Source organism: Rhodococcus sp. 05-2255-1e (genome assembly GCF_002259025.1).
Classification (GTDB): Bacteria; Actinomycetota; Actinomycetes; order Mycobacteriales; family Mycobacteriaceae; genus Rhodococcoides; species Rhodococcoides fascians.
Map to the genome: position 1 here is coordinate 204,820 of NZ_NOZE01000040.1, position 26,420 is coordinate 231,239.

Annotated in this window: 25 protein-coding genes; 16 read left to right on the plus strand and 9 right to left on the minus strand. The window is 64.3% G+C overall.

Annotation, left to right across the window (positions count from 1 at the left end; genetic code table 11):
* The first annotated feature begins 6 nt into the window (after positions 1–6).
* Positions 7–753, plus strand: a complete 747-nt coding sequence (locus CH262_RS24345; protein ID WP_256988959.1) for a ferredoxin reductase — start codon at positions 7–9, stop codon at positions 751–753.
* Positions 754–774: 21 nt separating this feature from the next.
* Here the strand turns inward: CH262_RS24345 and CH262_RS24350 are convergent, their stop codons facing one another.
* Entirely contained in the window at positions 775–1,377 is a 603-nt protein-coding gene (locus CH262_RS24350; RefSeq protein ID WP_094718614.1) for a TetR/AcrR family transcriptional regulator, read from the minus strand.
* Positions 1,378–1,484: 107 nt separating this feature from the next.
* Between CH262_RS24350 and CH262_RS24355 the strand changes: the two genes are divergently transcribed.
* Positions 1,485–2,855: an alpha/beta hydrolase family protein gene (locus CH262_RS24355; RefSeq protein WP_256988960.1), complete on the plus strand. Its 1,371-nt coding sequence runs from the start codon at positions 1,485–1,487 to the stop codon at positions 2,853–2,855.
* An 8-nt stretch (positions 2,856–2,863) separates the two neighbouring features.
* Here CH262_RS24355 and CH262_RS24360 read toward each other — a convergent pair whose 3' ends face one another.
* Positions 2,864–3,511, minus strand: a complete 648-nt coding sequence (locus tag CH262_RS24360; RefSeq protein WP_094718616.1) for a TetR/AcrR family transcriptional regulator — start codon at positions 3,509–3,511, stop codon at positions 2,864–2,866.
* Between the two features lie 163 nt (positions 3,512–3,674).
* Between CH262_RS24360 and CH262_RS24365 the strand changes: the two genes are divergently transcribed.
* Both CH262_RS24365 and CH262_RS24370 read left to right on the plus strand, forming a co-directional pair.
* Complete coding sequence (locus CH262_RS24365; RefSeq protein ID WP_218829327.1) at positions 3,675–5,192, plus strand: purine-cytosine permease family protein; 1,518 nt, start codon at positions 3,675–3,677, stop codon at positions 5,190–5,192.
* Complete coding sequence (locus tag CH262_RS24370) at positions 5,192–5,992, plus strand: MBL fold metallo-hydrolase (protein ID WP_094718618.1); 801 nt, start codon at positions 5,192–5,194, stop codon at positions 5,990–5,992. Before CH262_RS24365 ends, CH262_RS24370 begins: the two co-directional genes overlap by 1 nt.
* Before the next feature lie 37 nt (positions 5,993–6,029).
* Here CH262_RS24370 and CH262_RS24375 read toward each other — a convergent pair whose 3' ends face one another.
* Entirely contained in the window at positions 6,030–6,602 is a 573-nt protein-coding gene (locus CH262_RS24375) for a TetR/AcrR family transcriptional regulator (RefSeq protein WP_094718619.1), read from the minus strand.
* A gap of 118 nt (positions 6,603–6,720) precedes the next feature.
* Between CH262_RS24375 and CH262_RS24380 the strand changes: the two genes are divergently transcribed.
* On the plus strand, positions 6,721–7,386 hold the full coding sequence (locus tag CH262_RS24380; protein WP_094718620.1) for an SDR family NAD(P)-dependent oxidoreductase: 666 nt from the start codon (positions 6,721–6,723) through the stop codon (positions 7,384–7,386).
* An 80-nt stretch (positions 7,387–7,466) separates the two neighbouring features.
* Here the strand turns inward: CH262_RS24380 and CH262_RS24385 are convergent, their stop codons facing one another.
* Positions 7,467–8,441 (minus strand): ABC transporter substrate-binding protein, encoded by a 975-nt coding sequence (locus CH262_RS24385; protein ID WP_094718672.1) that lies wholly within the window; start codon positions 8,439–8,441, stop codon positions 7,467–7,469.
* 289 nt (positions 8,442–8,730) lie between these two features.
* Between CH262_RS24385 and CH262_RS24390 the strand changes: the two genes are divergently transcribed.
* The 5 genes from CH262_RS24390 (at position 8,731) to CH262_RS24410 (ending at position 13,168) form a co-directional block, all read left to right on the plus strand.
* On the plus strand, positions 8,731–9,714 hold the full coding sequence (locus CH262_RS24390) for an ABC transporter substrate-binding protein (RefSeq protein ID WP_094718621.1): 984 nt from the start codon (positions 8,731–8,733) through the stop codon (positions 9,712–9,714).
* Positions 9,711–10,517 (plus strand): ABC transporter ATP-binding protein, encoded by an 807-nt coding sequence (locus tag CH262_RS24395; RefSeq protein ID WP_094718622.1) that lies wholly within the window; start codon positions 9,711–9,713, stop codon positions 10,515–10,517. Before CH262_RS24390 ends, CH262_RS24395 begins: the two co-directional genes overlap by 4 nt.
* Positions 10,514–11,347: an ABC transporter permease gene (locus CH262_RS24400; protein WP_032385606.1), complete on the plus strand. Its 834-nt coding sequence runs from the start codon at positions 10,514–10,516 to the stop codon at positions 11,345–11,347. Before CH262_RS24395 ends, CH262_RS24400 begins: the two co-directional genes overlap by 4 nt.
* Positions 11,347–12,153, plus strand: a complete 807-nt coding sequence (locus CH262_RS24405; protein WP_094718623.1) for a class II aldolase/adducin family protein — start codon at positions 11,347–11,349, stop codon at positions 12,151–12,153. The genes CH262_RS24400 and CH262_RS24405 overlap by 1 nt, the downstream gene beginning before the upstream one ends.
* A gap of 202 nt (positions 12,154–12,355) precedes the next feature.
* Positions 12,356–13,168, plus strand: a complete 813-nt coding sequence (locus CH262_RS24410) for an IclR family transcriptional regulator (RefSeq protein WP_179275106.1) — start codon at positions 12,356–12,358, stop codon at positions 13,166–13,168.
* A gap of 87 nt (positions 13,169–13,255) precedes the next feature.
* On the opposite strand, the gene CH262_RS24415 is transcribed toward CH262_RS24410, so the two are convergent.
* On the minus strand, positions 13,256–14,701 hold the full coding sequence (locus tag CH262_RS24415) for an aldehyde dehydrogenase family protein (protein ID WP_094718673.1): 1,446 nt from the start codon (positions 14,699–14,701) through the stop codon (positions 13,256–13,258).
* A 238-nt stretch (positions 14,702–14,939) separates the two neighbouring features.
* On the opposite strand from CH262_RS24415, the gene CH262_RS24420 reads away from it, so the two are divergent.
* The 6 genes from CH262_RS24420 (at position 14,940) to CH262_RS24445 (ending at position 22,464) form a co-directional block, all read left to right on the plus strand.
* Complete coding sequence (locus CH262_RS24420; protein ID WP_048319529.1) at positions 14,940–15,773, plus strand: IclR family transcriptional regulator; 834 nt, start codon at positions 14,940–14,942, stop codon at positions 15,771–15,773.
* A gap of 111 nt (positions 15,774–15,884) precedes the next feature.
* Complete coding sequence (locus CH262_RS24425) at positions 15,885–16,838, plus strand: acetaldehyde dehydrogenase (acetylating) (RefSeq protein WP_094718625.1); 954 nt, start codon at positions 15,885–15,887, stop codon at positions 16,836–16,838.
* A complete protein-coding gene (gene dmpG, locus CH262_RS24430; protein ID WP_094718626.1) occupies positions 16,835–17,860 on the plus strand; it encodes a 4-hydroxy-2-oxovalerate aldolase in 1,026 nt (341 codons plus the stop codon). The genes CH262_RS24425 and dmpG overlap by 4 nt, the downstream gene beginning before the upstream one ends.
* A complete protein-coding gene (locus CH262_RS24435) occupies positions 17,857–19,398 on the plus strand; it encodes an AMP-binding protein (protein WP_179275095.1) in 1,542 nt (513 codons plus the stop codon). Before dmpG ends, CH262_RS24435 begins: the two co-directional genes overlap by 4 nt.
* A gap of 10 nt (positions 19,399–19,408) precedes the next feature.
* Positions 19,409–21,691 (plus strand): CaiB/BaiF CoA-transferase family protein, encoded by a 2,283-nt coding sequence (locus CH262_RS24440; RefSeq protein ID WP_179275096.1) that lies wholly within the window; start codon positions 19,409–19,411, stop codon positions 21,689–21,691.
* A complete protein-coding gene (locus CH262_RS24445; RefSeq protein WP_094693255.1) occupies positions 21,688–22,464 on the plus strand; it encodes an enoyl-CoA hydratase/isomerase family protein in 777 nt (258 codons plus the stop codon). Before CH262_RS24440 ends, CH262_RS24445 begins: the two co-directional genes overlap by 4 nt.
* 8 nt (positions 22,465–22,472) lie before the next feature.
* On the opposite strand, the gene CH262_RS24450 is transcribed toward CH262_RS24445, so the two are convergent.
* Genes CH262_RS24450 through CH262_RS24465 form a run of 4 tightly spaced genes read right to left on the minus strand, consistent with a single transcriptional unit; the run spans position 22,473 to position 26,410 of the window.
* Positions 22,473–23,243 (minus strand): IclR family transcriptional regulator, encoded by a 771-nt coding sequence (locus tag CH262_RS24450; protein WP_094718629.1) that lies wholly within the window; start codon positions 23,241–23,243, stop codon positions 22,473–22,475.
* Positions 23,227–24,546 (minus strand): M20 family metallopeptidase, encoded by a 1,320-nt coding sequence (locus CH262_RS24455; RefSeq protein ID WP_228139170.1) that lies wholly within the window; start codon positions 24,544–24,546, stop codon positions 23,227–23,229. Before CH262_RS24455 ends, CH262_RS24450 begins: the two co-directional genes overlap by 17 nt.
* Positions 24,547–24,551: 5 nt before the next feature.
* Positions 24,552–25,538, minus strand: coding sequence for an alcohol dehydrogenase catalytic domain-containing protein (locus CH262_RS24460; protein WP_256988963.1), 987 nt, complete (start codon positions 25,536–25,538; stop codon positions 24,552–24,554).
* On the minus strand, positions 25,535–26,410 hold the full coding sequence (locus CH262_RS24465; RefSeq protein ID WP_032385612.1) for an alpha/beta fold hydrolase: 876 nt from the start codon (positions 26,408–26,410) through the stop codon (positions 25,535–25,537). Before CH262_RS24465 ends, CH262_RS24460 begins: the two co-directional genes overlap by 4 nt.
* Positions 26,411–26,420: the final 10 nt, after the last annotated feature.

Sequence of the window (26,420 nt, forward strand, 5' to 3'; positions counted from 1 at the left end):
GTGGCCGTGACGGCTGGAGCAAAACCCTGGCTGGTCGCCACGGCGGCGGCCGTGCGGCGTGAGACACCCACCGCGTCGACCCTCGTTCTGGACGTCGACGGTTGGCCCGGCCATCTCGCCGGGCAACACGTAGACGTCAAGCTCACCGCCGAGGACGGCTACAGCGCACAGCGCAGCTACTCCTTGGCCTCGGCACCCGACGGCACGACGCGTATCGAGATCGCCGTACAGAACGTCGCGGACGGCGAGGTGTCGCCCTACTTGGTCGAGTCCGTCGAGGTCGGCGATCGCATCGAAATTCGAGGGCCGGTGGGCCGATGGTTCGTCTGGCGGCCGTCCCAACCGTCGGAGACCCCGTCTCCCCCGGTCCTGTTGGTGGGTGGCGGTTCCGGCATCGTCCCGCTCCGCGCCATGGTTCGCGCACAGGCGTCCGCGACGGGCGGACGGGTGCCCTTCCGGGTGCTGTACTCCGTGCGCGAACCCGCAGAGGTCTATTTCGCGGACGAGTGGGCTCACCCTCCGGCGGGAGTGGACGTCACGATGATCCACACGCGGCGTGCTCCTGCCGGCAGCACACGGCCACTCGGTCGAATCACGTTGGAAGACATCGACGCTCACGGGTGGCCGGCGGAGTTCGAGCCGCGCTGCTACATCTGCGGGCCCACGAGCTTCGTCGACACGGTCGCGGACATGCTGGTAGCGCGCGGCCACTCGGCTGGAAACATTCGTACGGAGCGTTTCGGACCGAGCTGAGACCCCCCGAATCAGCGGCGCTCACAGCGCTACCCCGCAGTAAGCCATCACGGCATTCACCAGGCTGTCGATGAACTCGCGGTCGCATGGTTGCCGGGTCAGCAGATGGCGGAAGTGAATCGGTGAGATCAGTAGCTCGATCGCGAGGCCGGCATCGACATCAGCTGGCACCTCGGAACGCTCGACCGCGCGATGGATGATCACCTGTACGGACCGCAACCGTTGCGACCAGAACGTAGCGCGTGCTTCTGCGGTGGCAGGCGAGTCGGTAGTCGAGGCGAGCACTCGAATCAGGCCCTGCCCCAGTGCAGATGCGAGATATCCGTCGAGCGCAGTAGCGAATGCAATCAAGTCGTCCTTCAGCGCGCCCGTGTCGGGCACCCGAAGAATCCGCTCACTCCCGGTGAGCATGACGTCGAGAATCAAGTTCTCGCGCGTTCCCCACCGCCGGTAGATCGTGGTGTCACGCACTCCGGCCCGTCGACTGATATCAGGAATGCCGACCTTGTCGACACCGACCTCCACGACGGCAGCGAGCACAGCCTCGTGGACAGCTTCCGTCACCTGCGCGGCTCGACCGCCGGGTCGCCGCCGTATTCGAGGATCGGTAGGTGTGTACTCCACACCCCAAGGCTAAAGCAGAAAGTCTTGCATTTACCGATCGAGCGCCTTACCGTGCGTCTAAAGCAGATCTATCTGCGTTAAGGGACGGGAGCTACACGATGGCGTCGATGATCGAATGGGGACAGCGGGCACGAGTCAGCGCGAGAGCACTGACCCATACCACCGAAAGGGCCTCGCACAGAGGCGGTGTCGCGCCGTTTCTGCCTCGTCTGTTCGTGGACCGTGTCACCCACCTCGGCGGCATACCCGATGACGAGTTCCGCGGCCAGTTGGCTCGATGCCGCTCCTTCGAGGACGACAGGTGGGTTTCCTACTGGTCGACTTTCGCCACCGAGCACCTCGAACGCGCCGATGCGGCCTTGTCACGGTTGCATGCGCCCGTGAGTACTCGGCTGCTCGACACAGATGCTCCGACCGGCGCGGAACTGTCCGAATTGGGCGGCGCACTCGCCCCAGCGGCGTCGATCCTCGCCGACCGCGGAACGGTAGCCGATCCACACGCGACCGCACGCTTCATCGCTCAGCATCCCGACGCATCCGACGCGGCCGTCGCTGTCGACGGGTTGATCAAGGCGTTGGTGTACTACTTCGTCGCCGCATGGCCGGGCGGGACGCCGCGACGCCAGGACGCCTATCGCAGGTCGACTCGATTGTCGGAGTCGTTGTTGCTCGCCCTCGCACCGGTTATGGGGTACGTCGTGGAGGTGGTCGACATCGCCCTGCCCGGTACCTCCGACCGGGTACACGGAATTCTCGCGCTACCGCTGAACGCGAAACACGTTCCGACAGTCCTGGTTACGAACGGTCTGGAAGGGACCATTGCCGAAACATTGCTTCCCCTACTGGCGCAACGGGAGACAGGACTGGGCACGTTCGTCATGGAAATGCCCGGAACCTACTCGTACGACGAACCCATGACAGCTGCGTCCGAGAACGTGTACTCGGCAGTGATCGACTTCCTCGCGGCCGATGCGCGCATCGACGCGGACCGAATCGGCATGATGGGCTTCAGTTTCGGCGGATACTGGTCCGCACGCATGGCCGCGTCGGATCCACGATTGAAAGTGGCTGTGTCCAACGGTCCGCTGACGCACCGCAGTTTCGGTGCGATCAACTCGATCGGGATGCCCGAGGTGATGATATCGACGCTCATCCGCACACTCGGTGCGACCGGAATCCTGGACTTGGCGCGCAAGACCTCGAAAATGTCCCTACGGCATCGCTACCGGGATATCGACATCCCACTGCTGGTGATCAATGGAGCCGCAGACACGTTGGCCAGCACCCGTGACTCGATCGAACTCGCCGTCGACGCACCGAACGCCCAATTGGTTCTGTACGCCGACGACGACCACTGCGCGATGGGCAACGCCGAACACTGGTCGGCGTTGTCGACTCGCTTTCTCCGAGAGAATCTGGTCGATGCGTCGAACGCGAACCGGAACGACACGACGCCGCGAACATCCGATTCGTTATGAGGACCGGGTCAGCTGGAGACCAAAGTTCCAGGCGCAAGCCCTAATTCGAGCTCGGTGTGCCGGAAGACCATGTCCGTCGCGATCGGGTAGTTGATGGCAGAGGTCTCCGACAACGCTGTTCTGACGGCACTCTGCGCGAAGGTTCCGTCGATGAGGGCGAGGATGCGCATCGCAGTCGAAGCGCAGTCCAGCGGCGCGAAACGACCCTGTTCGCAACCGGATTCGAGAATTTTGATCAGGGTGTCGATATCGACTTCCATCTGGCTCACGACCTCCTGCTGCAGTGCCGGGCGGCGGGTGCTCTCACGCCAAGCGTCGAGCCACAGCAGCGCATATTCATCGTGGCTCGGGTCCGTCGCTTCGTCCAGGAAGATTCTGAGACGGTCGAGTGCATCGGCGGAATCGGCTGCAGCACCGACTCGCTGCGAGCGACGGCCCTCCACCGCTGCCGCGAACCCGGCAGCGATCAGCCCGTCCGAGGTTTTGAAGTAGTGGTTGACAAGGCCGGGATACACCTTGACCTCGTCGGCAACTTTTTTGGCCGTCAGCTGCCCCAACCCCTCCGACATCGCCAGCCTCCCGGCCACCTCTGCGAGCTCCCGACGCCTGGACTGCGGATCCTTCCGGCGGTGCGTGCTGGTCGCCGACAGCGTCATGACGACGACGCTACCACCGGTAGATGCGCGCGCCAGGAGGATATCGAGACCCAACGAAATTCGTCGCGAGGAGTTCGATCGTTCGGGTTGCGGAGACGTGGGTCACGCGTATTGTCACCACCACCAACAAGCTGTTGGTGGTGGTGACAATAAGGAGCAACGCGTGACGGACACCCGCGGTGGGCCAGGCACGAACGATGTCGGCAAGGTCGAAGCACACGGCATCGACCGAATACCCGACGACGAACGCTTCGGACACCCCCGGAGCCTGTTCGCGGTGTGGGCGGCATCGAACATCAACTTCTTGTACGTAGTTCTGGGCGGACTCCTGATCGTCTTGGGACTGAACCTGTGGCAAGCCATCGTCGTCGTGGCCGTGGGCAACCTGTTTTGGGCCGCAATCGGTTTCATGGCCACGAGCGGTCCGGTGTCGGGCTCGCCGAGCAGCGTGATCACCCGAGCACAGTTCGGTACCCGCGGAAATCGCATCAGCCTGGGCGTGTTCTCGTGGCCGGTGTTCATCGCCTACGAGGCGATCAATCTGTGTCTGGGCACCCTTGCCGGCGTCGCGATCCTGGATCAGCTCGGAGTCGATCTACCCCTGTGGGGCGAGGCCGCGATCCTCATCGTCATCGCTGCCCTGACGCTGGTCGTCAGCGTGTACGGACACGCGACCATCATGCGCGTCAGCGGAATCATCACCCTTGCCCTGACTGTCGCCATGGTCGTACTCGGGGTCTTCGTGGTGGCGAACACGAACTGGAGCTACCAGCCGCCGGAAGCTCTGACCGGCGGCGCAACCCTGGCCACCATGGCGGCAGGTGTGGCTCTGATCGCCGCATGCCCCTTGTCCTGGGGTGTGAGTCCCGACTACGCACGGTATCTGCCGCCGGACGCCTCCCGCGTGGCAGTCGCATCGTGGACCGCATTGGGCGGATACCTGCCCTCTGTGGCACTCGGTGCCGTGGGTGCGCTCGCCGGCACTGCCGTGGACATGTCCGACGCGCAGACCAGCCTGGGGACCATCGTCGACGGTTGGTTCTACCCGATTCTGTTGCTGGTCATCGTCATCGGCTCCATGGCGAACAACGTGTTGACCATGTACTCCTCGGGCCTGTGCCTGCAGGCAGTGGGCCTGACGTTGAAGAGATCGGTCACGGTGCTCTTCGACGGCGCACTCGGTGTGGCATTCGCGGCCTACGCACTGTTCGTCGCAGACTTCACCGATGCATTGAGCGCACTGCTCGAGCTGACCGTGGTTCTCCTGGTCCCGATGATCACGATCTACGTCGTCGATCAGCTGCGACGCCACAACGCCTACGACGGCTGGGAACTGAACGACCTGAGCCCCGGTGGCCGCTTCTGGTTTCACCGCGGATTCAGCATTGCCGGCATGAGTGCCTTCCTGATCGGAGCTGCGTCGGCGCTCCTGTGCGTCAGTACGACGGATTTCACCGGGCCGATCGCCGAGGCTCTCGGCGGAGCGGACGTGTCTTGGATCGTCGGACCGGTCGTGACCACCGCGGTCTACCTGTCACTTTCAGCACTGACGGATCGCGCCCGAATCACCGATGCCGCCGAACCAGCACATGCGCGCCCCGAATCGCGCATCGCGCAAGCACATCGGCCGACGCGGACCGCAACAACGACGACCGGGACACGAGAAAAGGAACAGATCTGATGCCGACCAGCTTGTCGACGCCGGCATCCGGCACCGCGAAGGACACGCCGGGTGCTGGACCCTGGTTCAGATCGCGCTCGGAGACGGCCACGTTGACGCGGATCGACGAACCTTCTGTTCATCCACTCCTGCAGGCGAACGTCTGGCATCTTCGCGGCCGCGATCGAGACCTGATCGTCGATACCGGACTCGGTGTCGCATCTCTGCGCGGACACCTCCCCCACCTGTTCGATCGCGATCCGATCGTCGTCGTCACACACGCACATCTCGATCACATGGGAGGAGCACACGAGTTCGACACGTGCCTCGCACACCCCGACGAGAACCTGACGTCTCCACCACCGGGAAGTCTGCGCGGTGCCCCGCTGGGCGTCGAACTCGGAATGGACTTGCGCGAGTTCGGTGTCACCGACGACACGATTCTTCTCGATGCACTACCCGAACCGGACTACGACATCGACCTCTATCGGCTCAGGCCCGCGGCGACCGTTCTCCCCGTGGAGCACGGCGCGACGATCGATCTGGGCGACGTCACCTACACGGTCCTGCACCTACCGGGTCATACTCCGGGCGGCATCGCGTTGTACTCCGAACACGACGGCACACTCTTCTCCGGAGACGTTGTGTACGACGACATTCTGATCGATCGTTGCCACGGCTCGAACGTCGCCGACTACCGCCGATCCATGGCAGAGCTCGCGACCCTCGACGTCGCCAGGGCCTATGCCGGGCACGGGGACAGCTTCGATGGGAATCGCCTGCGAACACTGACGCAGATCTACCTGGACGAGTCGAGGTGATGGCCTCGACGCCGCACGGAAACGTGCAGCGCGGCGACTAATCCAACTGGGTCGTCCAGGCCGCGGTGAGACCGCGTTCGACGACGCGACGCCAGCCGGGCGGTGCCGCCCCGTCGCGGCTCGACGTGCCTGCTATCCACAACATCGCCATGAGGTCGTCCGCCGTGAACGACGTCGAGAGCACGCCGGCGGCGTGTGCTTCGTCGACGAGTTTCGCACCCAGAGCCGTCGAGCGCTGGCAGGCGTCGATCAACGTGGTCGCGTTCGGGAACCGTCGGAGCATGGCGTCGTTCAGCGCCGGGTCGCTCAGCTGAAGATCGATCATCGTGTCGACGAATGTCTGCAATCTCGCACGGGGCGATCCCTGAGCCAGCGTGCGCTCGGTAAGTGTTTTGAGCTTCTCGCCTGCAACGGCGGGAACGACGGCGTCGATGAGTGCCTCGCGTGATCCGACACGGTTGTAGAGCGTGCCGATACTCACTCCTGCTTCCCGAGCGATGTCTTCGAGAGGTGCCCCCAACCCGTGCTCGGCGAACACCCGCAGAGCTGCGGAATGGAGCCTGTCCAGGTTCGCCTGTGCGTCTCGCCGAAGTCCTTTGTCGGGGACCATGCCAACTCCTAGATGTTGAGTGCGGCCTCAAGTTAGGGTACGAATTAAGTGAGGCCCACCTCAACTTAGCCCATCGCCTGTCTACACCGCCTACTCGGCGGTTCTCGGAAGGATCCTCATGCCCCTCATCGCCATCATCGGAGCCGGCCCAGGCCTCGGTCTGGAAATCGCTCGCGCGTTCGGCCGCAAGGGTTTCTACATCGCCCTCGTCGCCCGCAACCAGGCCAAGCTCGATACCCTCGCCGGCACTCTGACCGATGAAGGATTTCGCGCTCGCGGCTTTGCCGCCGATGTGAGTCGGCCCGACACGATCACAGCCGCCCTCGGCCGGATCAAGGCCGACCTCGGACCGATCGATGTGCTGGAGTTCTCCCCGGCGGATCCGACACTCGTTCCCGTGGATGTGCTCGAGGTGTCGCCTGAGAACCTGCAGCCGCAGATCGACTTCTATATCGGCGGAGCGCTCCGCGCCATCGGCGATGTCGTCCCCGACATGGTCGCCGCCGGCACCGGAACGATCCTGGTGACCACCGGTGGCGGTTCGATCAGTCCGATGCCGTTCCTGGGGAACGTCAACATCGCCGCTGCGGGCCTTCGCAACTGGGTGCTGAATCTGCACAACGCTCTCGAACCCAAGGGCGTCTACGTTGCCCACGTCGGCATCACCGCCCTCATCGGGGCAGGTCATCCGGAGGCCGAACCGGACGTCATTGCGAAGGCGTACACGACGTTGTACGACGAGCGCCGCGACGCAGAATTGCACTACGTCGCGTACGACGCGTGACATTCCGCTCGAGTATCTGAGACCGAGAGGAAGCGCGGCACTACCGCGGCCCCGCGTGTGTCGAGGCAGCGGCAGCGCTGTCAGCCTGCGTGCTGCGAAACCCAGCCGCTGAGCAGCACCGCCGACGGGTCGACCGGACCTGCCAACTTGCCCTGTGCAGCGAAGAAGTCGACCAGGCTCCCAGCTTGCTGGACGTCGGCTTCGGTGAAGTCTCGACCGCCGAAGTCGATCTGCGACACCCGATCCTGCGCTTCGGCGGCATCCATCTGGATTTCCGAGGACACCGCCCTCGCGGCACGAGCCGGATCGGTGTTGACGATCGCAGATGCCTCGGCAATGACCGAGAACACCTTGCCTGCAAGTTCTTCGTTGGCTGCGAGCCACCCCTCGGATGCGATGATCCACTGCGAATACTTCGCGCCGAAATCACCGGTCGTCGCGACGACTGTCGACCCGGCATCCTCCGCTTGCCCGACCCACGGGTCGAACGAGATGAACCCGTCGATGTCACCTCGTGCCAGCAGCGCCGGCTGCTCCGGCGGGCTCGTGGTCACCAGAGTCACCGCAGCTGGGTCGATCCCCAGGCTCCGCAGGTACAAATCGGTGAAGTACAAACCGATTCCGGGAAACACCCCCATTGTCTTGATGTCCGCCGGTGCGACCCCGTCCCGGAGAACGACCTGGAAGTAGCGGTCCGAATCCTGGAACACTCCGAGTGCGCGAAGGCTCGGGTTCGCGGCCATGACAGTGAGCGCAGTGGAATCGGCGTTGCCGGACAGCTCCGACGTTCCCGCCACCACGTTCTGCGCACCGGCCGCCCCGCCCTCCGTCTGGATGATCTCGACATCGAGGCCTGCGGCCTCGAACATTCCCTCACTGTCAGCGAGGAAGATCGGCGCGTACGACGGATCGACACCGACCGAGATCCGGACCAGATCGGCGGTCGCCGCTGCTTCGGTGGCCGGTCGCGAGCAGCCTGCGGCGAGCACGACCACCGAGGCCACCACGACGGCCAGCGCCCGACCGGCGGTCGGAAAAGTGCGTTTCAAGAGCATGTTGTGCCTTTCGATGTGGAGTGCGGTCGACACGGATGCCGCAGCAGTCCCATGTATCGGAAGACATGATGATGTCGGTGTTCGCGCTGACGTGTACGTCCGACGGTCCGGCCACCAGACCCCACTACGAATTCATCCGACATCGTTGCGCTGGGTTTCGGCCACGTTAAGACATCGGTCGGGTCCGCACGGTGGACCGCGTTGGTGGGCGCAGGGTCGGACCGCCACTAGCTTTGCCTCACACCGCCGCGAAATGCGGTCCAGATCACAGCAAGGAAAGCGTGCGCCCATGGCCCCACGATCGACAGTGACCACATCGAGTCTTGTTGCACTCGCCGCAATCACCGCACTGTTCGCGGGTGCGTGCACCCGCCCGGCGACCGAATCCGCGGCTGCAACGAGCTCCACCGGCAGCATTCGCATCGCGGTCGGTATCGACGCGTCGTACGCGCCGTTCTTCGTGGCCGACGAGCAAGGCCTCTTCGAAAAAGCCGGTCTCGACGTCGAATTGGTTCAGTTCGGCCGAGGTGGTGAAGCAGTCGATGCACTGTCCACCGGCCAGGTACAGATGGCGGGTAGTTCGGACACGACCACGATCGCCCAGCTCCAACAGAACCCGGCGCTACGTGCCATGTATTCGTACGAGTCGTCGGGCAAATACATCAAAGTCGTACTCCGCAACGGCGTCGACGGTCCGCAATCGATACGCAAGCTGGGCATCGTCGCCGGACTCAGCCAGATTTCGACCGTCAAGTACCTGGAAGCGAACGGTGTTTCTCCCGACTCCGTCGAGATGATCTCGGCAACCCCGACCGACATGCCTGCGCTCCTGAGTCGCGGTGACATCGACGGATACGTGATGTGGGAGCCCTGGCCGAGCGCTGCGATCGACCAGGGAACCGGCAAGGTCGTGGCGACCACCGGCGACTTCGATTGGTTCTACCACCATTGGGCAATCACGACCCAGTCGTGGCTCGATGGCAACGAGGACACCGCACGCGCCGTTCGAGACGTGCTGTCGGAGGCAACGGCAGAGGTCGAAGCAGATCCGCAGGCCGCGGCGGCGGCGACGAAAACCGCAGTGAACGTCGACGAAGCCCAGACGGTGCAGTCGATCGACGAAATCGATTACGCAGTAGAGGATTTGACGCCGACCAGCGTTGCCGATGCCCAGAGCGTGGTCGATTTCTACACCGAGATCGGTGCCATGAACAACCAACCCGACCTGAACACGGCGCTCCTCGTCGGTTGGTCGACGGAGGGATCACGATGAGTGTGGACACAGTGGAGGGCGTTCCGATCGAGGCACGCGACGTAGCCATCAGATTCGGCGAATTGGAGGTGGTCAGCGGCATCGACCTCGACATCCGACCGGGCGAGTTCGTCTGCCTGCTCGGGCCGAGTGGGTGCGGCAAGTCGACGCTGCTGTCGGCCCTGGCCGGGTTCGTGTCGGTGGCAGCAGGCGACATCAGTTGCGACGGCGAGTCGGTGAAAGGAAACAACACCCACGCCGGCATGGTGTTCCAGAGTTCCGAAGCATTGTTCGAGTGGATGACCGTCAGCCAGAACGTTGCGTACGGCCCCCGCATGCACGGATCGAGCAAGGCCGAACAGGCGCGTATCGCAACCGAGTACTTGGCCATGGTCGGCCTGAAGCACGCGGGCAGCAAGTACCCGACGCAATTGTCCGGTGGCATGAAGCAACGTGTCCAGATCGCGCGCGTGCTCGCCAATCAACCCCGCTTGGTGCTGATGGACGAGCCGTTCGGTGCCCTCGACGCCCAGACGCGTCAAGTTCTCCAAACCGAACTGGACGGAATCTGGCGGCGCACCGGATGCACCGTCGTGTTCGTCACCCATGACATCGACGAAGCGATCACCTTGGCCGACCGTGTCGTCGTCATGACAGCCGGTCCGAGCGCTCGCATCAAGAGCGTGTACGAGGTCGATGCTCCACGTCCGCGTGACCGCAATCATCCCGCCGTCGTCGAACTCTACGAACGACTACGAGACGACATTCGTGCCGAAGTGGTTGCCTCGCTTCGCAATCAAGGTATCGAGGAGGACACGCTATGACCGCCGTGATCGCAGGACGCACCGAGGCTGCGTCGCCGGCCAAGCCTGGTCGGGGCAATCGAGCGTGGGGTGCGGGAAAGTCTGCGATGCGTACCGCTGCTCTGTTCGTCGTCTCGGCCGCAATCGGTCTCGCACTCTGGTCGTTCCTGGCGTGGTGGTATGGACCGACGACGATGGCGTCGCCCGCGGCTGTCGTCTCGGCTGCGAAAGAACTGTCCGACACCGGGGTCCTGTGGACATCGATTCAGGCGTCCGGGCAACGAATCCTCATCGGGTGGGTTCTGGGTGTGATCGTGGGCGCGCCGGTGGGAATTCTGATGGGCCGCATCAATATCGTCCGCCAGCTGCTCGATCCGTACATCGAATTCTTCAGGTTCATCCCGCCCATCGCGTTCGTCACGCTGGCGGTGGTGTGGTTCGGCATCGGCGAAACATCCAAAGTAGTTCTCATCTTCTACACCTCGGTGTTCATCGTGACCGTGAGTACGATCGCTGCGACAGTCGCGATCAGCGAGAACAAGCTGCAGGCGGCCACGAACCTCGGCGCAGGCAGGCTACAGATCATGAAGACGGTCGTGCTGCCGTCCACGGTCCCGGGAATCGTGACCGGAGCTCGGTTGGCCATGGGTAACAGTTTCTTGACCATCGTGTCGGCCGAAATCGTCGCTGCCGATGCCGGCATCGGCTCCATGATCTGGCAGGCGCGCAATTACGGCCGCATCGACTGGACGTTCGTCGGGATCATCACTCTCGGAATCATGGGCTTTCTGTTCGACCGCGTACTGCGGTTGCTGTCCAGGCGGTTCCTCGGCCGCTACGGAGTCAAGTGATGCCGGGCTCGGCAGCAGCGATTGACGAACTCGCCTCGATACCGGATGCACCCGTTGGTCTGAGCAGCGCAGAAGAGCGGACGCGTCGCAAGATCGCGGTAGTGGGCGGCTACCGCATATTGTCGAAATTCGGCCTCGACGAGGGCATCTCCGGCCACATCACCGCCCGTGACCCCGAAGATCCCGATACCTTCTGGACCGCACCGTTCGGACGCCATTTCTCCCAGGTGCGGCCCGAGGAGCTGTTGCACGTCGGTGCCGACGGCACCGTTCTGTCCGGATCGGGACCGTTGAATCGAGCAGCCTTCGTCATCCACTCCACGGTGCACGAAGCCCGCCCGGACGTGATCGGAGCCGTGCACGCACACGGGCTGCACGGAAAAGCGTTCTCGTCCCTGCACCGGCTACTGCAGCCGATCACCCAGGACGCCTGCGCTTTTCACCAGGACCACGCACTGTACGACGAGTACCACGGAGTGGCTCTCGACGCCGAAGAAGGGGTAAGAATCGCCGCGGCGCTGGGTACGAACAAGGCCGTGATCCTGTCCAATCACGGCCACCTCACCGTGGGAACATCCGTCGAGGCGGCCGTGTGGTGGTACGTCTCGATGGAACGTTCGATGCAGGCCGAGTTGGCGGCGTGTGCCGCCGGAGATCCGGTGGTTCTGCACGACAAGATCGCGGCGCAGACGTTCGAGGCGGTCGGGGTGGACAAGGTGGGCTGGTTCGCCTACTCGACCATCATTCAGAGTATTGCTGCAGCAGAGCCGGACATCTTCGACGCTCGACCTCTGTTCGACGAATGATCGCTGTCGCCCGCAATTGTTAACACCCCGAAACAGGTTCACCCAGTGGACCCCGAAACCCGAACAAAAGGTGAACAAGGGCATAACGTCGAAGTCGAGGGGGGTTTCAGACATTTCGACGATAGAGGTGAGCATGTCTTCCGCACTCTCCGCACGATCTGCGACCGGTCCGCGACCGCTGGACATCGAGCCGACTGCGGACATGACCTCGGTATTGGCCAAGGCCAGGCTGATCGTCGACGCGTTCGACAGTACGAATACCGACCTCTCGCTGACCGAACTCACCCGTCGTAGCGGTGTGTCCAAAGCCAGCGTGCATCGGCTGGCCGGCGAGTTGGTCGAATGGGGTTTGCTCGAACGTGCAGGCACGAAGTACCGATTGGGGCTGCGGCTGTTCGAGCTCGGCCAGATGGTCCCCCGACAGCGCATTCTTCGCGACGCTGCCCTGCCGTACATGGAGGACTTGCTTCTCGCCACCCAGGAGACCGTCCACTTCGCTGTGCGTGAAGGTTTCGACGTTCTCTACATCGAGAAGATCGTGGGCCATCGGGGCTTGAACGAGAACTCGCGGGTGGCGGGACGACTTCCGCTGTACAGCACGGCAACCGGAAAGATCATGTTGGCGTTCTCGCCACGAGAGGTCTTCGACGAGGTCGTGGCGCAGGGCTTCGTCGCACATACCTCACGCACGACGATGTCGGTCGCAGTCCTGGCGCAGCAACTCGAGCGAATGCGTAAGGACCAGTTGGCCGTCGAGGTCGAAGAAACGCGACTGGGCTACATGAGCGTTGCAGTTCCGGTGTTCAGCGGTAACGCTGTTCTGGCCGGCGCACTGTCGGTCACCGCACCGACCTCGAGAATGAACGTCAATCGCGTTGCCGGAGCGCTGCGTACCGCCGGAATCGGCATCTCCCGCAGCCTGCAGGCCATGCGGTGCCTCCAGCCGGCGGGCGCTGCGCGCGGAGACGGGACGTGTCATCCCACCGTGTGTTCGTTCAACGGCTGCGGCAAATAGTTGGGAAGAGCGGCTTCGCCGCATGTGAGTGGAAGTTCGTAGTAGAGACCGAGTTTCCGTGCACGTGCAGCGAAGCCGCGCATCCGGCTAGGCGAGGTTGATGAACGTCGTCTTGACTTCGGTATAGGCATCGATCGAATGGGAACCGAATTCACGGCCCCAGCCACTCATCCCGAAACCACCCCAGGGTGATGCCGGGTCGAGCAGGGGCAGCTGATTGACGAACACCGTGCCGAAGCGCAACTTGGGCGGGAGTGTGAGTGCGGAGTCGAGTGCCTTGGTCCACACCACCGCAGCCAACCCGTACTCGGTATCGTTCGCCCGAGCGATGACCTCGTCCTCGTCGTCGTAGGCCATGACCGACAGCACCGGCCCGAAGATTTCCTCTCGGGCGATGGTCATGTCGTCGCGCACTCCGGCGAATACCGTTGGCTTGTAGAAGAATCCGTCGGACAGATCGCCCTGGACGCGGCTTCCGCCCGTCACCAATTCGGCTCCTTGTGACCGACCGGATTCGACGTAGGAATGCACTCGATCGAGATGTTCCTGGGATACCAGGGGGCCGATGACCGTCGACGGGTCGAATCCCGGACCGATCGGCAACGCGTCGGCTGCCGCGGCGATCTTGGAGGTGAATTCCTCTGCGCGCGAGCTGTGTACGAAGAACCGGGTGTAGGCACCACAGGCCTGACCCGTGTTGAACACAGCGCCCTGCAGGTTGCCTGCGACGGCAGCGTCGATGTCGGCGTCGGCAGCGATGATGCTGGGGGCTTTGCCACCGAGCTCGAGCGATACGCGCTTGAGATTTCCGGCCGAGGCTCGAACGATGTGCTGACCGGTTTCGGTCGATCCGGTGAACGACACCTTGTCGACACCGCGATGGGACACCAACGCCTTACCGACTTCGGGTCCTCCGGTCAACAGATTGACCACGCCCGCGGGCACTCCCGCTTCGAGGCACAGTTCCACCAGCTTCATGGTCGACAGCGGCGTCTGTTCGGCAGGCTTGAGAATTACCGCGTTGCCGGTGGCCAGTGCCGGTGCCAACTTCCACGCAGCAATGGCGAGCGGAAAGTTCCACGGGGTGATCAGCGCGCAGACACCGACCGGTACCCGCTGCTGGAAACTGAGGTTCCCGGGAATGGACACGGGCGAGACGGTGCCCTCGATCTTGGTGGCATAGCCCGCGTAGTACCGGAAGACCTGAGCGGTCAGCGGCAGGTTGACGCCGACGCTCATGAACGTCGGCTGCCCCTGGTCCGCGGTTTCGAGTGCCGCTATTTCCTTGGCGTCTCGGTCGAGCAAGTCGGCAATCCGCCACAGCAGCTGCCCTCGGGCATCCGGGCTCATCCCCTGCCAGGCATCGGACTCGAACCCCACACGTGCGGAGGCCACCGCAGCGTCGACGTCCGAGATCGTGGCCTCGGCGAACCGTCCGATCACCTGGTTGGTAGCCGGGTCCACGGTCTCGCCGGTACGGCCATCGGAGGCATCGACCCACTCGTTTGCGATGAGCAATTGCGTGTTGTGCATGTGTTCCCTCAACATCTCGTTCGGCGAGCGCCATATCGGACTTCGACGGTCCAATGTGCCAGCCGCGGAGCGACGCCGTATCGGGGAGTTTCGGTGACCGAACCGACCCCAGATATTCGACGCGTCGTAAACAACGCGTTTCGATCCGCTCACCGGGCTGGACATTGTTATCCATCTGGATAATGATGGTGGATGTGATGGGGCGCACATCCGTCACCCGTGAGCGCAGGAGGCAACCATGTCCGTGTTGGCACACCCGTTCGACCTGGATGAGGACTCATCGCTGGCTCCGCCCAACTCTGTCCTCGGGAAGGCCTTCTCGATACTCTCGGCCTTCGACGGCGACAGCGACTCGCTTCGTCTGGTCGACCTCTGCGAGCGCAGTGGCGTTCCCAAGCCGTCGGTATACCGGTTGGCACAGGAGTTGGTGGCACTCGGCTTGCTCGAGCGGGTCGGTCACGAGTACCGAATCGGGTTCAGCGTGTTCGCCCTGAGTCAGCGCGCAGGCAGCACATCTCTGCTTCGCCGAGTAGGCCGGCCGGTCCTCGTCGATCTCGTCGCGTCGACGCGGGGAACCGCACACCTGGCGGTTCGCGAGGGCACGCACACGTGCTACTTGGAAAAACTCGGAGGAACGCGAAGCGTGCACTCGCTCTCCCGTGTCGGCGGCCGTCTCCCACTGACGTGTACAGCGTCCGGAAAGCTGCTTCTGGCAATGGCTCCCGACTCCAATCGGCTGCTCGACCAATTGGTGGAGAGCGACTTTCCACGGCTGACCGCGCAGAGCGCGCGAAGCATGCACGCCGTCCGCCGCGAGATGGTGTCGATCCGTAATCAACGCCTGGCGACGGAGCGCGAAGAGGCTCTGGTCGGATACAAGAGCTTCGCCGTGCCCATCTACGATTCCGGCGACAACGCCATTGCGGCACTGTCCCTGACCGTGCCGGTGGACCACACCGGTGACGCCGCATTGATCAACGCACTCCGGCTCGCCTCGCACGCCATCACTCGGCAGCACACCCACGCGGCCATGAGCACGCCGAGCGTCTTCCCTGCGCAACGTCTGGCATAGGCCGTATCGCTCAACGGACCCGATTCGTGCGTCGATCGCCGTTCAGCTGTGAAGCTGGAGCAGTTCTGCCACAACGGCAGTGACGCCGCAGTCCGTGAGTGAGGTAAGCCCATGCCAATCGCCACCAGAGTCGCCATCATCGGATCTGGGAACATCGGGACCGATCTGATGATGAAGATCGGCCGCTCCGAGGTACTCGAGATGGGTGCCATGGTCGGGATCGATCCCGACTCCGACGGCCTCGCGCGTGCCCGAGCACTCGGCGTACCCGTCACCCATCGTGGAGTCGAGGGATTGATCGAGCTCGACGGGTTCGACGAGATCGACATCGTGTTCGACGCGACGTCGGCAAAAGCCCACCAGGCCAATGCAGCTCGGCTCGAACCACTGGGAAAGACGATGATCGACCTGACCCCGGCCGCGATCGGGCCGTACGTCATCCCGGCCGTCAACCTCGAAAACCACATCGCCGCACGCAACGTCAACATGGTCACCTGCGGTGGGCAGGCAACCATTCCGGTGGTCGCGGCCATCAACCGCGTCGTTCCCGTCGCCTACGCCGAAATCGTGGCGTCGATCGCATCCCGATCTGCGGGGCCGGGAACCCGCGCGAACATCGACGAGTTCACCGAGACCACATCCGCGGCGATCGTGACCGTCGGCGGCGCAGCACGCGGTAAGGCAATCATCGTGCTCAACCCGGCCGAGCCGCCATTGATCATGCGCGACACCGTGTTTGCCCTCGTGACCGACGACGGTCGTGATGCTCTCACCGAACGTATCCGCGAATCCGTGTCCGCGATGGTGGCCGATGTCTCCGCCTACGTGCCCGGTTATCGGTTGAAGCAGGAGGTCCAGGTTGTCGCGGTCCCCGACGATCAGCCCGTCGAGACGTTGCTTGCCGACCCGTCCGCACCGCGGCCCACACATCAGGTCTCGGTGTTTCTCGAAGTCGAAGGCGCTGCAGACTATCTCCCCGCCTTCGCAGGCAATCTCGACATCATGACCTCCGCCGGCATCCAGGTCGCCGAACGCATCGCAAGCCGAAAGGTGGCACTCCGATGAGCACCCCCATCTACGTCCAGGACGTCACGTTGCGGGACGGTATGCATGCCGTTCGGCACCGCATGTCCCCCACCGACGTTGCCCGCATCGTCGTCGCGCTCGACGCTGCCGGCGTCGACGCGATCGAGGTGGCGCACGGCGACGGGTTGGCAGGTTCGTCGCTGAACTACGGGCCGGGATCGCACAGTGACTGGGCATGGTTGGAGGCTGCCGCGTCGGTGATCCAGCGCGCCACCCTCACCACTCTCCTGCTCCCCGGTGTGGGATCGATCCACGATCTGAAGCGGGCATACGAGCTCGGGGTCCGGTCGGTACGCGTTGCCACTCACTGCACGGAAGCAGACATCTCCGCCCAGCACATTGCGGCGGCCCGCGAGATCGGGATGGATGTGTCCGGCTTTCTGATGCTGTCGCACATGGCAGAACCCGAGGCTCTGGCACAGCAGGCCAAGTTGATGGAGTCGTACGGCGCCCACTGCGTATATGTCACCGACTCGGGTGGTCGCCTGACGATGGGCGACGTCCAGGCTCGAGTTCGCGCCTACCGCGATGTGCTCGGACCGGAAACCCAGATCGGCATCCACGCCCACGAGAATCTGTCTCTGTCCGTTGCCAATTCGCTGGTAGCGGTCGAGAACGGCGCGTACCGAGTGGACGCGTCGCTGGCCGGACACGGAGCCGGGGCAGGAAATTGCCCCATCGAAGCCTTCATCGCTGCTGCGAACCTGACCGGACTGACTCACGGAAGCGACCTGTTCGCGCTGCAGGACGCCGCCGACGACATCGTTCGTCCGCTTCAGGATCGACCGGTCCGCGTCGACCGCGAGACGCTGACGCTCGGCTACGCAGGCGTGTACTCGAGCTTCCTTCGGCATGCGGAGGCTGCCTCGAGTGCCTACGGAGTCGACGTTCGTGACCTACTGATGGAATGTGGCCGTCGCAGACTGGTCGGTGGCCAGGAGGACATGATAATCGACATCGCTCTCGGTCTCGTGGCCGAAAGGGAAGCACTCCCGGCGTGATCGACCCGACCTCGTGGGCCGAGGCAGTCGAGCTCCGCGCCCACGCCGACGCCGACGGTGAAGTGATCCGTCGCGTCGGCGGGCCGAGCATCAGCGCCGGTCGGCTACTCGAGGACGCCCTGGCCATGGCCGGCTCGATGGCCGGTGTCGTCGGTGCCGGCAGCGTTGTCGCAACCGCGTGTTCGTCCGGACCCGCGGCCGCGACACTCACCACGGCCATCTCCTGGCTCGGAGCGATCGAGCTGCCGATCCCGACGGCACTGGATCCCACTGTCGCTCGTCAGCTGATGACTGCGGGCTCCGCTGTGCTCGTTGTCGCGTCTCCGGCGCGGCTGGCCATGGAGCCGCATCTGATTCGGCTCGGCGAATCCGTTGGTGTCGCAACGATGACTGTCGACGGCCACGTCGACGGCCTGGCTGCGGTGACGGACGGAACCCAGACCACACCGTCGCGTCATCGGACGTCCCCGGGCGACCCGGCCGCGATCATGGTCACGTCGGGCACCGGAGGGCGCCCGAAAGGCGCTCTTCTGTGCAATGGAGTCGGGCTCGGTCAGGCCCGACGTGTCTGCCGCGCCATGCATTACGGCTCCGACGACGTGCTGCTCAATGTGTTTCCCTGGCAACACGTCAATGCCCGTCATGCGGCGTTCCTACCCGCGGTGATGTCCGGGGCCCGACTGGTGGTCGACGACTTCTCCGCCCGACGGTTCTGGCGTACCGCCAGGGAAGAGCACATCACCGCCTTCAACTTCATGGGTGCGGTGTGCGCGATTCTGCTTCGCTCCCCCGCCACCGAAGACGATCGCGCTCATACCATTTCGCGCGCCTACGGCGGGCCTGCACCGGACTGGATGTTCCACAGCGTGGCGGAGCGCTTCGGTGTCGAGCTACGGCAGGCGTATGCATCGACCGAGCTCGGTGACGTGGCCACCACCGATGTGGTGCCGCGCCCGGGCGCGGCCGGTCGAGTCGTCGACGATTATCGAGTGCGCGTGGTGGACGACGACGGACGTACGGTGGACGACGGAACGCCCGGCTCGCTCGAGGTACGGCCGTATGGCGAGAACCTGACCTTCACCGAATACGTCGGAGAACCCGACATCACCCGAAAAGCCTGGCGTGACGGTTGGTTCGTCACCGGTGACTGCGGGCGTCTGGTCGACGGGTGGCTCTACTACGAGGGGCGAACCGCAGACACGATCCGACGCCGGGGTTTGACTGTCGATGCCGAACGAGTGGAGTGGGTGGCGTCCGGCCACCCGGACGTTGCCCAGGCTGCTGCGGTCGGCGTGCCGTCCGAGCTGACCGAGGACGAGGTTCTGCTCGCCGTCGTCCCCCGTCACGGACGACACATCTGCCCGCGCGATCTTCTCCGATACTGCGCGCAGGAATTACCGCGCCACGCGGTCCCCCGGTACGTCAACGTGGAGACGGCCTTGCCGACCACGGCCAGTAAGAAACTGAACCGGCGCGCACTGCGCGATCGCGGTATTCCGACCTCCGCGTTCGATGCCGAAGCGCACCAACAAGATTAGGAGCTTTCACTTGTCCGTTCCTGCGATTCGCGTACTGGACCTCACCGACCGGCTCGGATATCAGGCCGCGCGTGTGTTCGTCGGCCTCGGTGCCGACGTCGTACGGGTAGCCCTCCACGATAGTTCGGATTCGGCGGCAGACCGATTGCACTGGCACGCTGGGAAGAAGGTCCTTCGACATTCGGGAACCGTCTCGGACACCACGTTGATCGAACTGATCGCGCAGGCCGACGTGGTACTCGAATCCGGCCCCGCACCCAGGCTTCGCACTCTTGCTCTGCGCGAGAGTAGGCCGTCGCTGTGGGACGCGGTCGTGCACACGGTGATCACCCCGTTCGGCAATTCGGGCCCACGCCGAGAGTGGCTCGGTGACGACACCGTGATCACCGCAGCAGGCGGGATGGCGTGGCTCTGCGGCGATGCCGGGCAGGCCCCCGAGCCACCGCCACGCGAGCAGGGAACTCAACTCGCCGGCACCCACGGTGCCATCGGCGCATTGCTCGCCCTCATTGCACGACGTCGAACGAACGCGGGGCAATTGGTCGAGATCTCTGCGCAGGAGGCCGTCGCGGCCACGCTCGAGATCGGTGCCATCTCGTGGATCCACGGCGGGACGATTCCCGGGCGCACCTCGGGCATCTACGGTCACGTCGCCCACCGAGTGTTCCGGGCATCCGACGGGTTCCTCGCCGGCGGTTATTCCGGATCCCCCCGTATGTGGACGGACCTTCTGGCCTGGATGGTCGAAGAGGGCGAGGCCGAGGATCTGGCGGACGACCGCTGGCAGGACAACGAGATTCGGTGGCGCGAGCGAGCACATGTGGATGCAGTGGTGTCCCGCTTCACCGGTCGACGCTCGGCCGGACCGTTCGCCGAGGAGGCCCGTCGTCGAGCATTGCCCTGGGCCGAGGTGGCGAACGGACCTGCGCTGCTGGACAATCCGCAGCTACTGGATCGACAGTTCTTCGTCCACAGTGGAAGCAAGGGCAGCTACCGGGACGTCGGCTTCGGCTGGGAGTCACCCGCGCTACCGAGACCCGTCCGCCTCGCCGAGCCTCGCGATGTCACGGCAGCCGAAGCCTGGGCCGTTCCGCGACCGAACCCGCGCGACGACGCGGCCGAGGTACATCGCGACGAACGCGCACCGGCCGACGGGGCGAGTACGACCGGCGCACTGAACGGAGTCCGCGTTCTCGATCTGACCTGGGTTCTGGCCGGTCCGTACGTCACCAAGACATTCGCCGAACACGGTGCCGACATTCTCAAGGTGGAGTCGTACCACCGCAAGGACCCCACCCGCTTCTCGCCGGGGATGAGGCTGCGCCCCGACGCCGGATTCGACGACGGTGGCTACTTCCTCAACTTCAACCGCAACAAGAGAAGCGTTGCGTTGAATCTGAAAACCGAAGCCGGCCAGGATCTCTTGCGTCGCCTTGCCGCGGATGTCGACGTCGTCGTGGAAAATTTCAGCCCGGGCGTCCTGGCCCGATGGGGGCTCGATTACGAACAACTTCGCAAGATCAACCCCGGCGTCGTGTTGGTGTCCATGGCCGGGACCGGCCAGACGGGACCGTGGCGCGATGCCGTGACCTTCGCCGACACCCTCGCGGCCATGTCCGGACTGACAGCGGAGACAGCACGGGCCGATCGCGATCCACAGGGGCTGACGTTCGGACTCGGCGACATGGTCGCTGCGAATTCGGCTGTCATCGGCGCACTCGAACTGCTCTATCGCGGTGAAGGCGGCCACGTCGACCTGTCGCAGCTCGAGGCAATGGCGTCGAATTTGGGCACCGCCACTCTCGAAAGTCAAGTGGCGGAAAAGGTTCCGACCGACTCGGCACGAATCCTGAAGAGCCTCGGTGACGACCGATGGATAGCGGTCGGGAGTTGCATTCCCGACGCGCTGGACGACGCGCTCACTGCGATCGGGGTAGCCGTCGAGCACGATCCATGGGAAGCGCTCACGCAGACGGCCGCGACGACGGACGCCGACGTGCTCGCGGAGCGCCTGCAGAGCCAGGGAATCGCCGCATATCCCGTCCGCGACGGACGAGACCTGGTGGACACGGACGCACAGCTGCGCGCCCGCAATTTCTACCCCACCCTCGAACACCCACTGGCGGGATCCGTTGCGCACGAGGGTCTCGTCGCGCACCTGTCCGCTACCCCGGGCGGATTACGCACAGCAGCACCACTTCTGGGCCAGCACACCGACGACATCCTCGTCGAACAGCTGGGTCTGACTCCGGACGAGCTGGTCGACCTGCACAACGAAGGAGTTCTTTCATGAGTACCGAACCGACCGGCCATCGTTACGAGCGCGACGGCGACATCGTCACCGTGGTGATCGACCACGGGCCGATCAACATCGTCGATCCGGAACTGATCGAATCGATGATCACACATCTTCCCACCGTGCTGGACGACCCGACGGTGCGATGTGTGGTGGTTCGCGGCAAGGACCGAATCTTCGTCGGTGGAGCGAATCTGCGGGTCATGCAACGACTCGATCCCGATACCTATCGGGACATGCGTCGATGGGTGGTGGTGCAACGCTTGCTCGAACTGGCTCCCAAACCGGTGATCGCAGCGCTGAACGGCCATGCACTCGGTGGAGGTGCCGAACTGTCGCTGGCCTGCGACCTGCGAATCCTGCACGCAAAGGCCATGTTCGGATTTCCGGAGACAGATCTCGGGATCTTTCCCGGTGCCGGTGGATCGCAACGGCTGCCCCGTTTGGTCGGCGCACACCGGGCCAAACGATTCATCATCGACGCCACCAAGTTCACGGCGGAGCAAGCTCTACGAGAAGGCTTGGTCGACGTGGTCGCCGGTGACGATTTCGAGGACGTTGTTGCCCGCGAAGCACGTCGACTCGCCGACCGTCCCACCGCCACGATCGGTTTGGTGAAGTCCGTGATCGATCGCGGCCTGCACCTGCCCATCGACGAGGCCATGGCGGTCGAGGAGCAACACGTCATGGCCAACCTCGAGCTACGCGACGCCGCCGAGGGCATCGGATCGTTCCTCGACAAGCGTGCTGCGCAGTTCGAGGGTCGATGAGCTAGGGGTCAGTTGACCACGCCGGTAGCAGAGACGCTGTCGCTCAGCGACTTCACCAGCGTGGCCAACTGCGGCAGGTCCGATCGGGCGGCCGGCGCAGTCAACGACACCGCCGCCAACAGCAGGCCGGTGGGCCCGAAGATGGGCGCAGCGACCGAGCAGTAGCCTGCGGTCATCTCTTCCCGTTCGGAGGCGTACCCGTCGGCCCTCGCTCGGCGAAGTTGCTCGGCCAACATGCCGGGTAGCACGATCGTCGCCGGGGTCACCCGCTCCAGCGGGCCCCTGGCGAGCAGATCGTTGAACAGCTTCGGCTGCCCGAATGCGAGCAGCACCTTCCCGGTGGCCGTCGAGTGCAGCGGAAGCCGACCCGCGATCCGTGACGGGCGGGCGGAAGCGGGGCCGCCGGCGACCTTTTCGAGGTACAGAACTTCGTGGCCGTCGAGCACCGCCAAATGCACTGTCTCGTGGGTCCGATGATGCAGGGTCTCCATGAACGGCCGGACGGCGTCACGCAGAACACGTAATCTCGGGACGCGGCTCCCCAACTCGAAAGCCCGCATGCCGAGGCGATATTCGAGACCGGACCGCTCGAGCATTCCCCATTCGAGGAGTTCCCGGCTGAGCCTGTGTACCGATGCTTTCGATATCTGGGTGCGCTGCGCCAATTCGGTCAACGTGAGGCTGTCGTCGTCGAGTCGAAACGCTTCGAGAATCAACCGCGTTTTGCCCAGCACCGAGTTCGCGACGCTGGGTGCGGCGCAGTCATCCTGCTCGGGCACTGTCGTCTTTCGAGGGCAGGAGGAACACGGTACGGATCAGAATTTCTGCCAACCGCTGCATCTCTCGGACGTCCACCAGGTTCATGCCACGCGTGAAGTCGATGCTCGAACCATCGGGAACGGCAGCCACTTTCGGCATTCCGACCCGAGCCGTGGGCACACCGCGCATGCGTAGAATGTTCGCGTCGGTGGCACCGCTGTTGTCCATGATGATCTGGTGCGGTGAACCGGAGACCGTCTCGAAGGCATCGACCGCCGCTAGAATCACCGGTGAGTCGGGGGGCGTGTGGGTCGCCGGAATGGCCGCCACCGCTCGTGCCGACACCTCCACGCCGAGCTGCTCGCTCACCCCGGCCAGCATGGCGCGAACTTCGCGCAGCACCGTGGCCGGCGTCTGTCGGGTCGTCAGCCTCAGATCGAGCCGAAGCGTCACTGCCGCAGGGGTCGACGCCGCGAGCCGGCGAAGGCCGCCGCTGATCGACGAGACAATTCCCTGGGGCGTCATCGTCGAATATCGATGGCGCTGTGCGTATTCCTCGAGCCAGTCTTCGAGGGCGACGGCCACGCGGCCGGCCGACGCAACTGCGTTGCTGTACGGAATGCGGTGGCGACTGCCGACGTAAGTGTGTCCACCGTGCACGGTCACGTCGATCCACACGAGCCCGACCTCCTCGTGCAGCACCGTCCAACCGGGCTTGGCGATGACGGCGAAGTCGGTGGTGTACCCACGTTCGAGCATGAACCCCGCGCCGACACCGTGACCGGTGTTCGTGCGGTCCGGCGCACCGACTCCCGACACCGCGAAACTCGGCATGCCGCCGGCTCCGAAGCCGCCCACGACGTCACCGGGCGGAGTGACGCCGGCTGCGTGCAACGCATGCAGTACAGCCAGCACCACTGCGCCGTGGCCCTTGGGATTACCGGCTCCGAGTCCCTCGACGATGTCGCCCGAGACCACCGACCGCGGTGCGAGATCCGGCCGCCACGACACGGCCGCGCCGGGGATGTCCAGCGCGGGATCACCGGTGGTGAACGTGTCGATCGGGGCGTAGAGCAGAAGGGACGGTCCGTCGCCGCCGGGGATGGTCGCGACGGCATTCGCCTGGCTCGAGTCGATGCGCTGGACCTCGGCGTCGACCCCGGCCGAGGCCAGATCCGACGTGATCCACTCGGCCAGCGGTGCTTCCCCGCCGGTGGGGCTGGGAATGTCCACCATTGCCCGGACGGCAGCGAGCAGTCGTTCTCGCGTGAGATGTGCGAGAACGCGCTCGATGGCCTCGTCGGCGGAGTCCCTTCTGCTCACGGTCGTCACTTGGGAATGACCACCGCTCGTCCACGGACCTTTCCCGCGCCGAGGTTGTCGAGCGCAATCCCGGTCTCGTCCAACGAGAAACTCTCGTAGTCGAGCGTCAGATCTCCTGCAGCCAACAGTGCAGCGAGTTCGGCAACCGTGGCACGCGCGGACTCCTCGCGCCGAATCATGTTGACCGGCAACAGTGCAACGTCGTCGAGCAGCCAGTTCGACAGCCCGATCGACACGTCGTTGCCGGTGACGTATCCAATCGATACCGCGCGGCCGCCGGGGCGCACCCAACGGGATCTGACGATGAGATTCGACCCGCCCAGTGTGTCCACCAGCAGGGTGGCCGCGCGCTGCTCGGCGAGTACGGCGAACTGCTCGTCGTCACCGGCGACCAATGCGGTGGCACCGTCAGGGACCCGCGACGCCTGCTCGCGGTCGGCTACGAGGGCCGTCACCGTGGCTCCGTACCGCAGGGCCAGCTGGGTGACCATCGAGCCGACGGCACCGGCGGCACCGGCCACGATGACGTGTTCCTCGGCAGCGCTGCCGACGTCGGGCAACCACGACCCGAGTCGACCGACGTCGACCAGTGCAGCGCGGGCGGTCGTCGTCGGAACCCAGAATGTCGCTGCGACCTCGGGTGAAAGACCGTGGGGCACCTCGACCAAAGCCTTGTCCTTGACGACGACGTACTCGGCCCACGTTCCGTTCTTGAACAGTCCGAGGCCACCGCCGCGCAGAACGACCTTGGTGCCGGGCTCGAACACGGCGGACTCGACGACGACGCCGCTGCCCTCCACGCCTCCGGTGTACGGCAACGTCGGCTTGATACCGAACTCACCACTGGCGACGGTCACGTCGAGGTGCGCTACCGATGCGGCCTCGACGCGGACGAGTGCCTCGCCCGCTGCCGGCACCGGCACGTCGACGTCTTCGACGACCGGCGCTTCGCCCCACGCGTGCACCCGGGCTGCGCGCATCGTCGCACTCATGCGATCGGGTGCTTCTCGAGGAACGCGAGGCTGGCCGCGTTGTACTCGTCCGCGTGCTCACGCTGGGGCCAGTGGCCGCAGTTCTCGAACAACAGAAGCTCGGATCCGGCGATGTTCTGGTGCATCGCGTGTGCCTCCGGAATGTCGCCGAACGGGTTGTTGCGCCCCCACACGACCAGGGTGGGAACAGTGATCTGAGCGAGGTCCTCGGGTGTGAGGATGTTCCGCAGCCGAGTCTCCATGTTCTGCAGCGACAGGAGATTGTCGATACCTGCGATGAAATCCGGCTGGTGATAGATGGTGTGCCGAACCGAGATCAATTCCTCGCTCGCGTTGGCCGGATCGTGCATCAGCAACTGCATCCGACGGCGCGTCAACTCCACGTCGTCGGTCTCGACGGCCTTTCGCGTACTCGTGCGAATGCGATCCATGACCTCCGGATTGGCCACTGTTCCACCGGCCGCGATCATCTGCAGCGAAGCGACACGATCGGGGTTGTCGATTGCGGTCCGACCGCCTACCCAGCCGCCCAGTGACTCTCCGCCGATGTGCGCCTTGTCGATACCGACGGCATCGAAGTACGCGAGCAAGTGATCCCGGTAGCGCGGAATTTCGTACGGGTAGTCCGGCTTTCCGGTGTACCCGTGGCCGAGCATGTCTATCGCGTGAACGGTGTAGCGCTCCGCGTGCGGCTTGATGTTCTGGACGAACGCTTCCAGGTGCCCGCTGGTGCCGTGCAAGAACACGATGTGCTCGGCACCGTTACCTGCCCGAAGCGATCGGGTGGGGATGCCACCTGCGTCGATGGTGCTGACACTGAAGTCGAGCCCCGCCAGTTCCGTCCAAATTGTTCGTGCGAGTTCCTGCGTCACGTTGGATGCT

Excerpts from the sequence above, each read along its gene's own strand:
- CH262_RS24355 (WP_256988960.1), top strand. The coding sequence starts at position 1,485 with ATGATCGAATGGGGACAGCGGGCACGAGTCAGCGCGAGAGCACTGACC.
- CH262_RS24360 (WP_094718616.1), bottom strand. The coding sequence starts at position 3,511 with ATGACGCTGTCGGCGACCAGCACGCACCGCCGGAAGGATCCGCAGTCC.
- CH262_RS24370 (WP_094718618.1), top strand. The coding sequence starts at position 5,192 with ATGCCGACCAGCTTGTCGACGCCGGCATCCGGCACCGCGAAGGACACG.
- CH262_RS24375 (WP_094718619.1), bottom strand. The coding sequence starts at position 6,602 with ATGGTCCCCGACAAAGGACTTCGGCGAGACGCACAGGCGAACCTGGAC.
- CH262_RS24380 (WP_094718620.1), top strand. The coding sequence starts at position 6,721 with ATGCCCCTCATCGCCATCATCGGAGCCGGCCCAGGCCTCGGTCTGGAA.
- CH262_RS24385 (WP_094718672.1), bottom strand. The coding sequence starts at position 8,441 with ATGCTCTTGAAACGCACTTTTCCGACCGCCGGTCGGGCGCTGGCCGTC.
- CH262_RS24390 (WP_094718621.1), top strand. The coding sequence starts at position 8,731 with ATGGCCCCACGATCGACAGTGACCACATCGAGTCTTGTTGCACTCGCC.
- CH262_RS24395 (WP_094718622.1), top strand. The coding sequence starts at position 9,711 with ATGAGTGTGGACACAGTGGAGGGCGTTCCGATCGAGGCACGCGACGTA.
- CH262_RS24400 (WP_032385606.1), top strand. The coding sequence starts at position 10,514 with ATGACCGCCGTGATCGCAGGACGCACCGAGGCTGCGTCGCCGGCCAAG.
- CH262_RS24405 (WP_094718623.1), top strand. The coding sequence starts at position 11,347 with ATGCCGGGCTCGGCAGCAGCGATTGACGAACTCGCCTCGATACCGGAT.
- CH262_RS24410 (WP_179275106.1), top strand. The coding sequence starts at position 12,356 with ATGACCTCGGTATTGGCCAAGGCCAGGCTGATCGTCGACGCGTTCGAC.
- CH262_RS24415 (WP_094718673.1), bottom strand. The coding sequence starts at position 14,701 with ATGCACAACACGCAATTGCTCATCGCAAACGAGTGGGTCGATGCCTCC.
- CH262_RS24420 (WP_048319529.1), top strand. The coding sequence starts at position 14,940 with ATGTCCGTGTTGGCACACCCGTTCGACCTGGATGAGGACTCATCGCTG.
- CH262_RS24425 (WP_094718625.1), top strand. The coding sequence starts at position 15,885 with ATGCCAATCGCCACCAGAGTCGCCATCATCGGATCTGGGAACATCGGG.
- dmpG (WP_094718626.1), top strand. The coding sequence starts at position 16,835 with ATGAGCACCCCCATCTACGTCCAGGACGTCACGTTGCGGGACGGTATG.
- CH262_RS24445 (WP_094693255.1), top strand. The coding sequence starts at position 21,688 with ATGAGTACCGAACCGACCGGCCATCGTTACGAGCGCGACGGCGACATC.
- CH262_RS24460 (WP_256988963.1), bottom strand. The coding sequence starts at position 25,538 with ATGAGTGCGACGATGCGCGCAGCCCGGGTGCACGCGTGGGGCGAAGCG.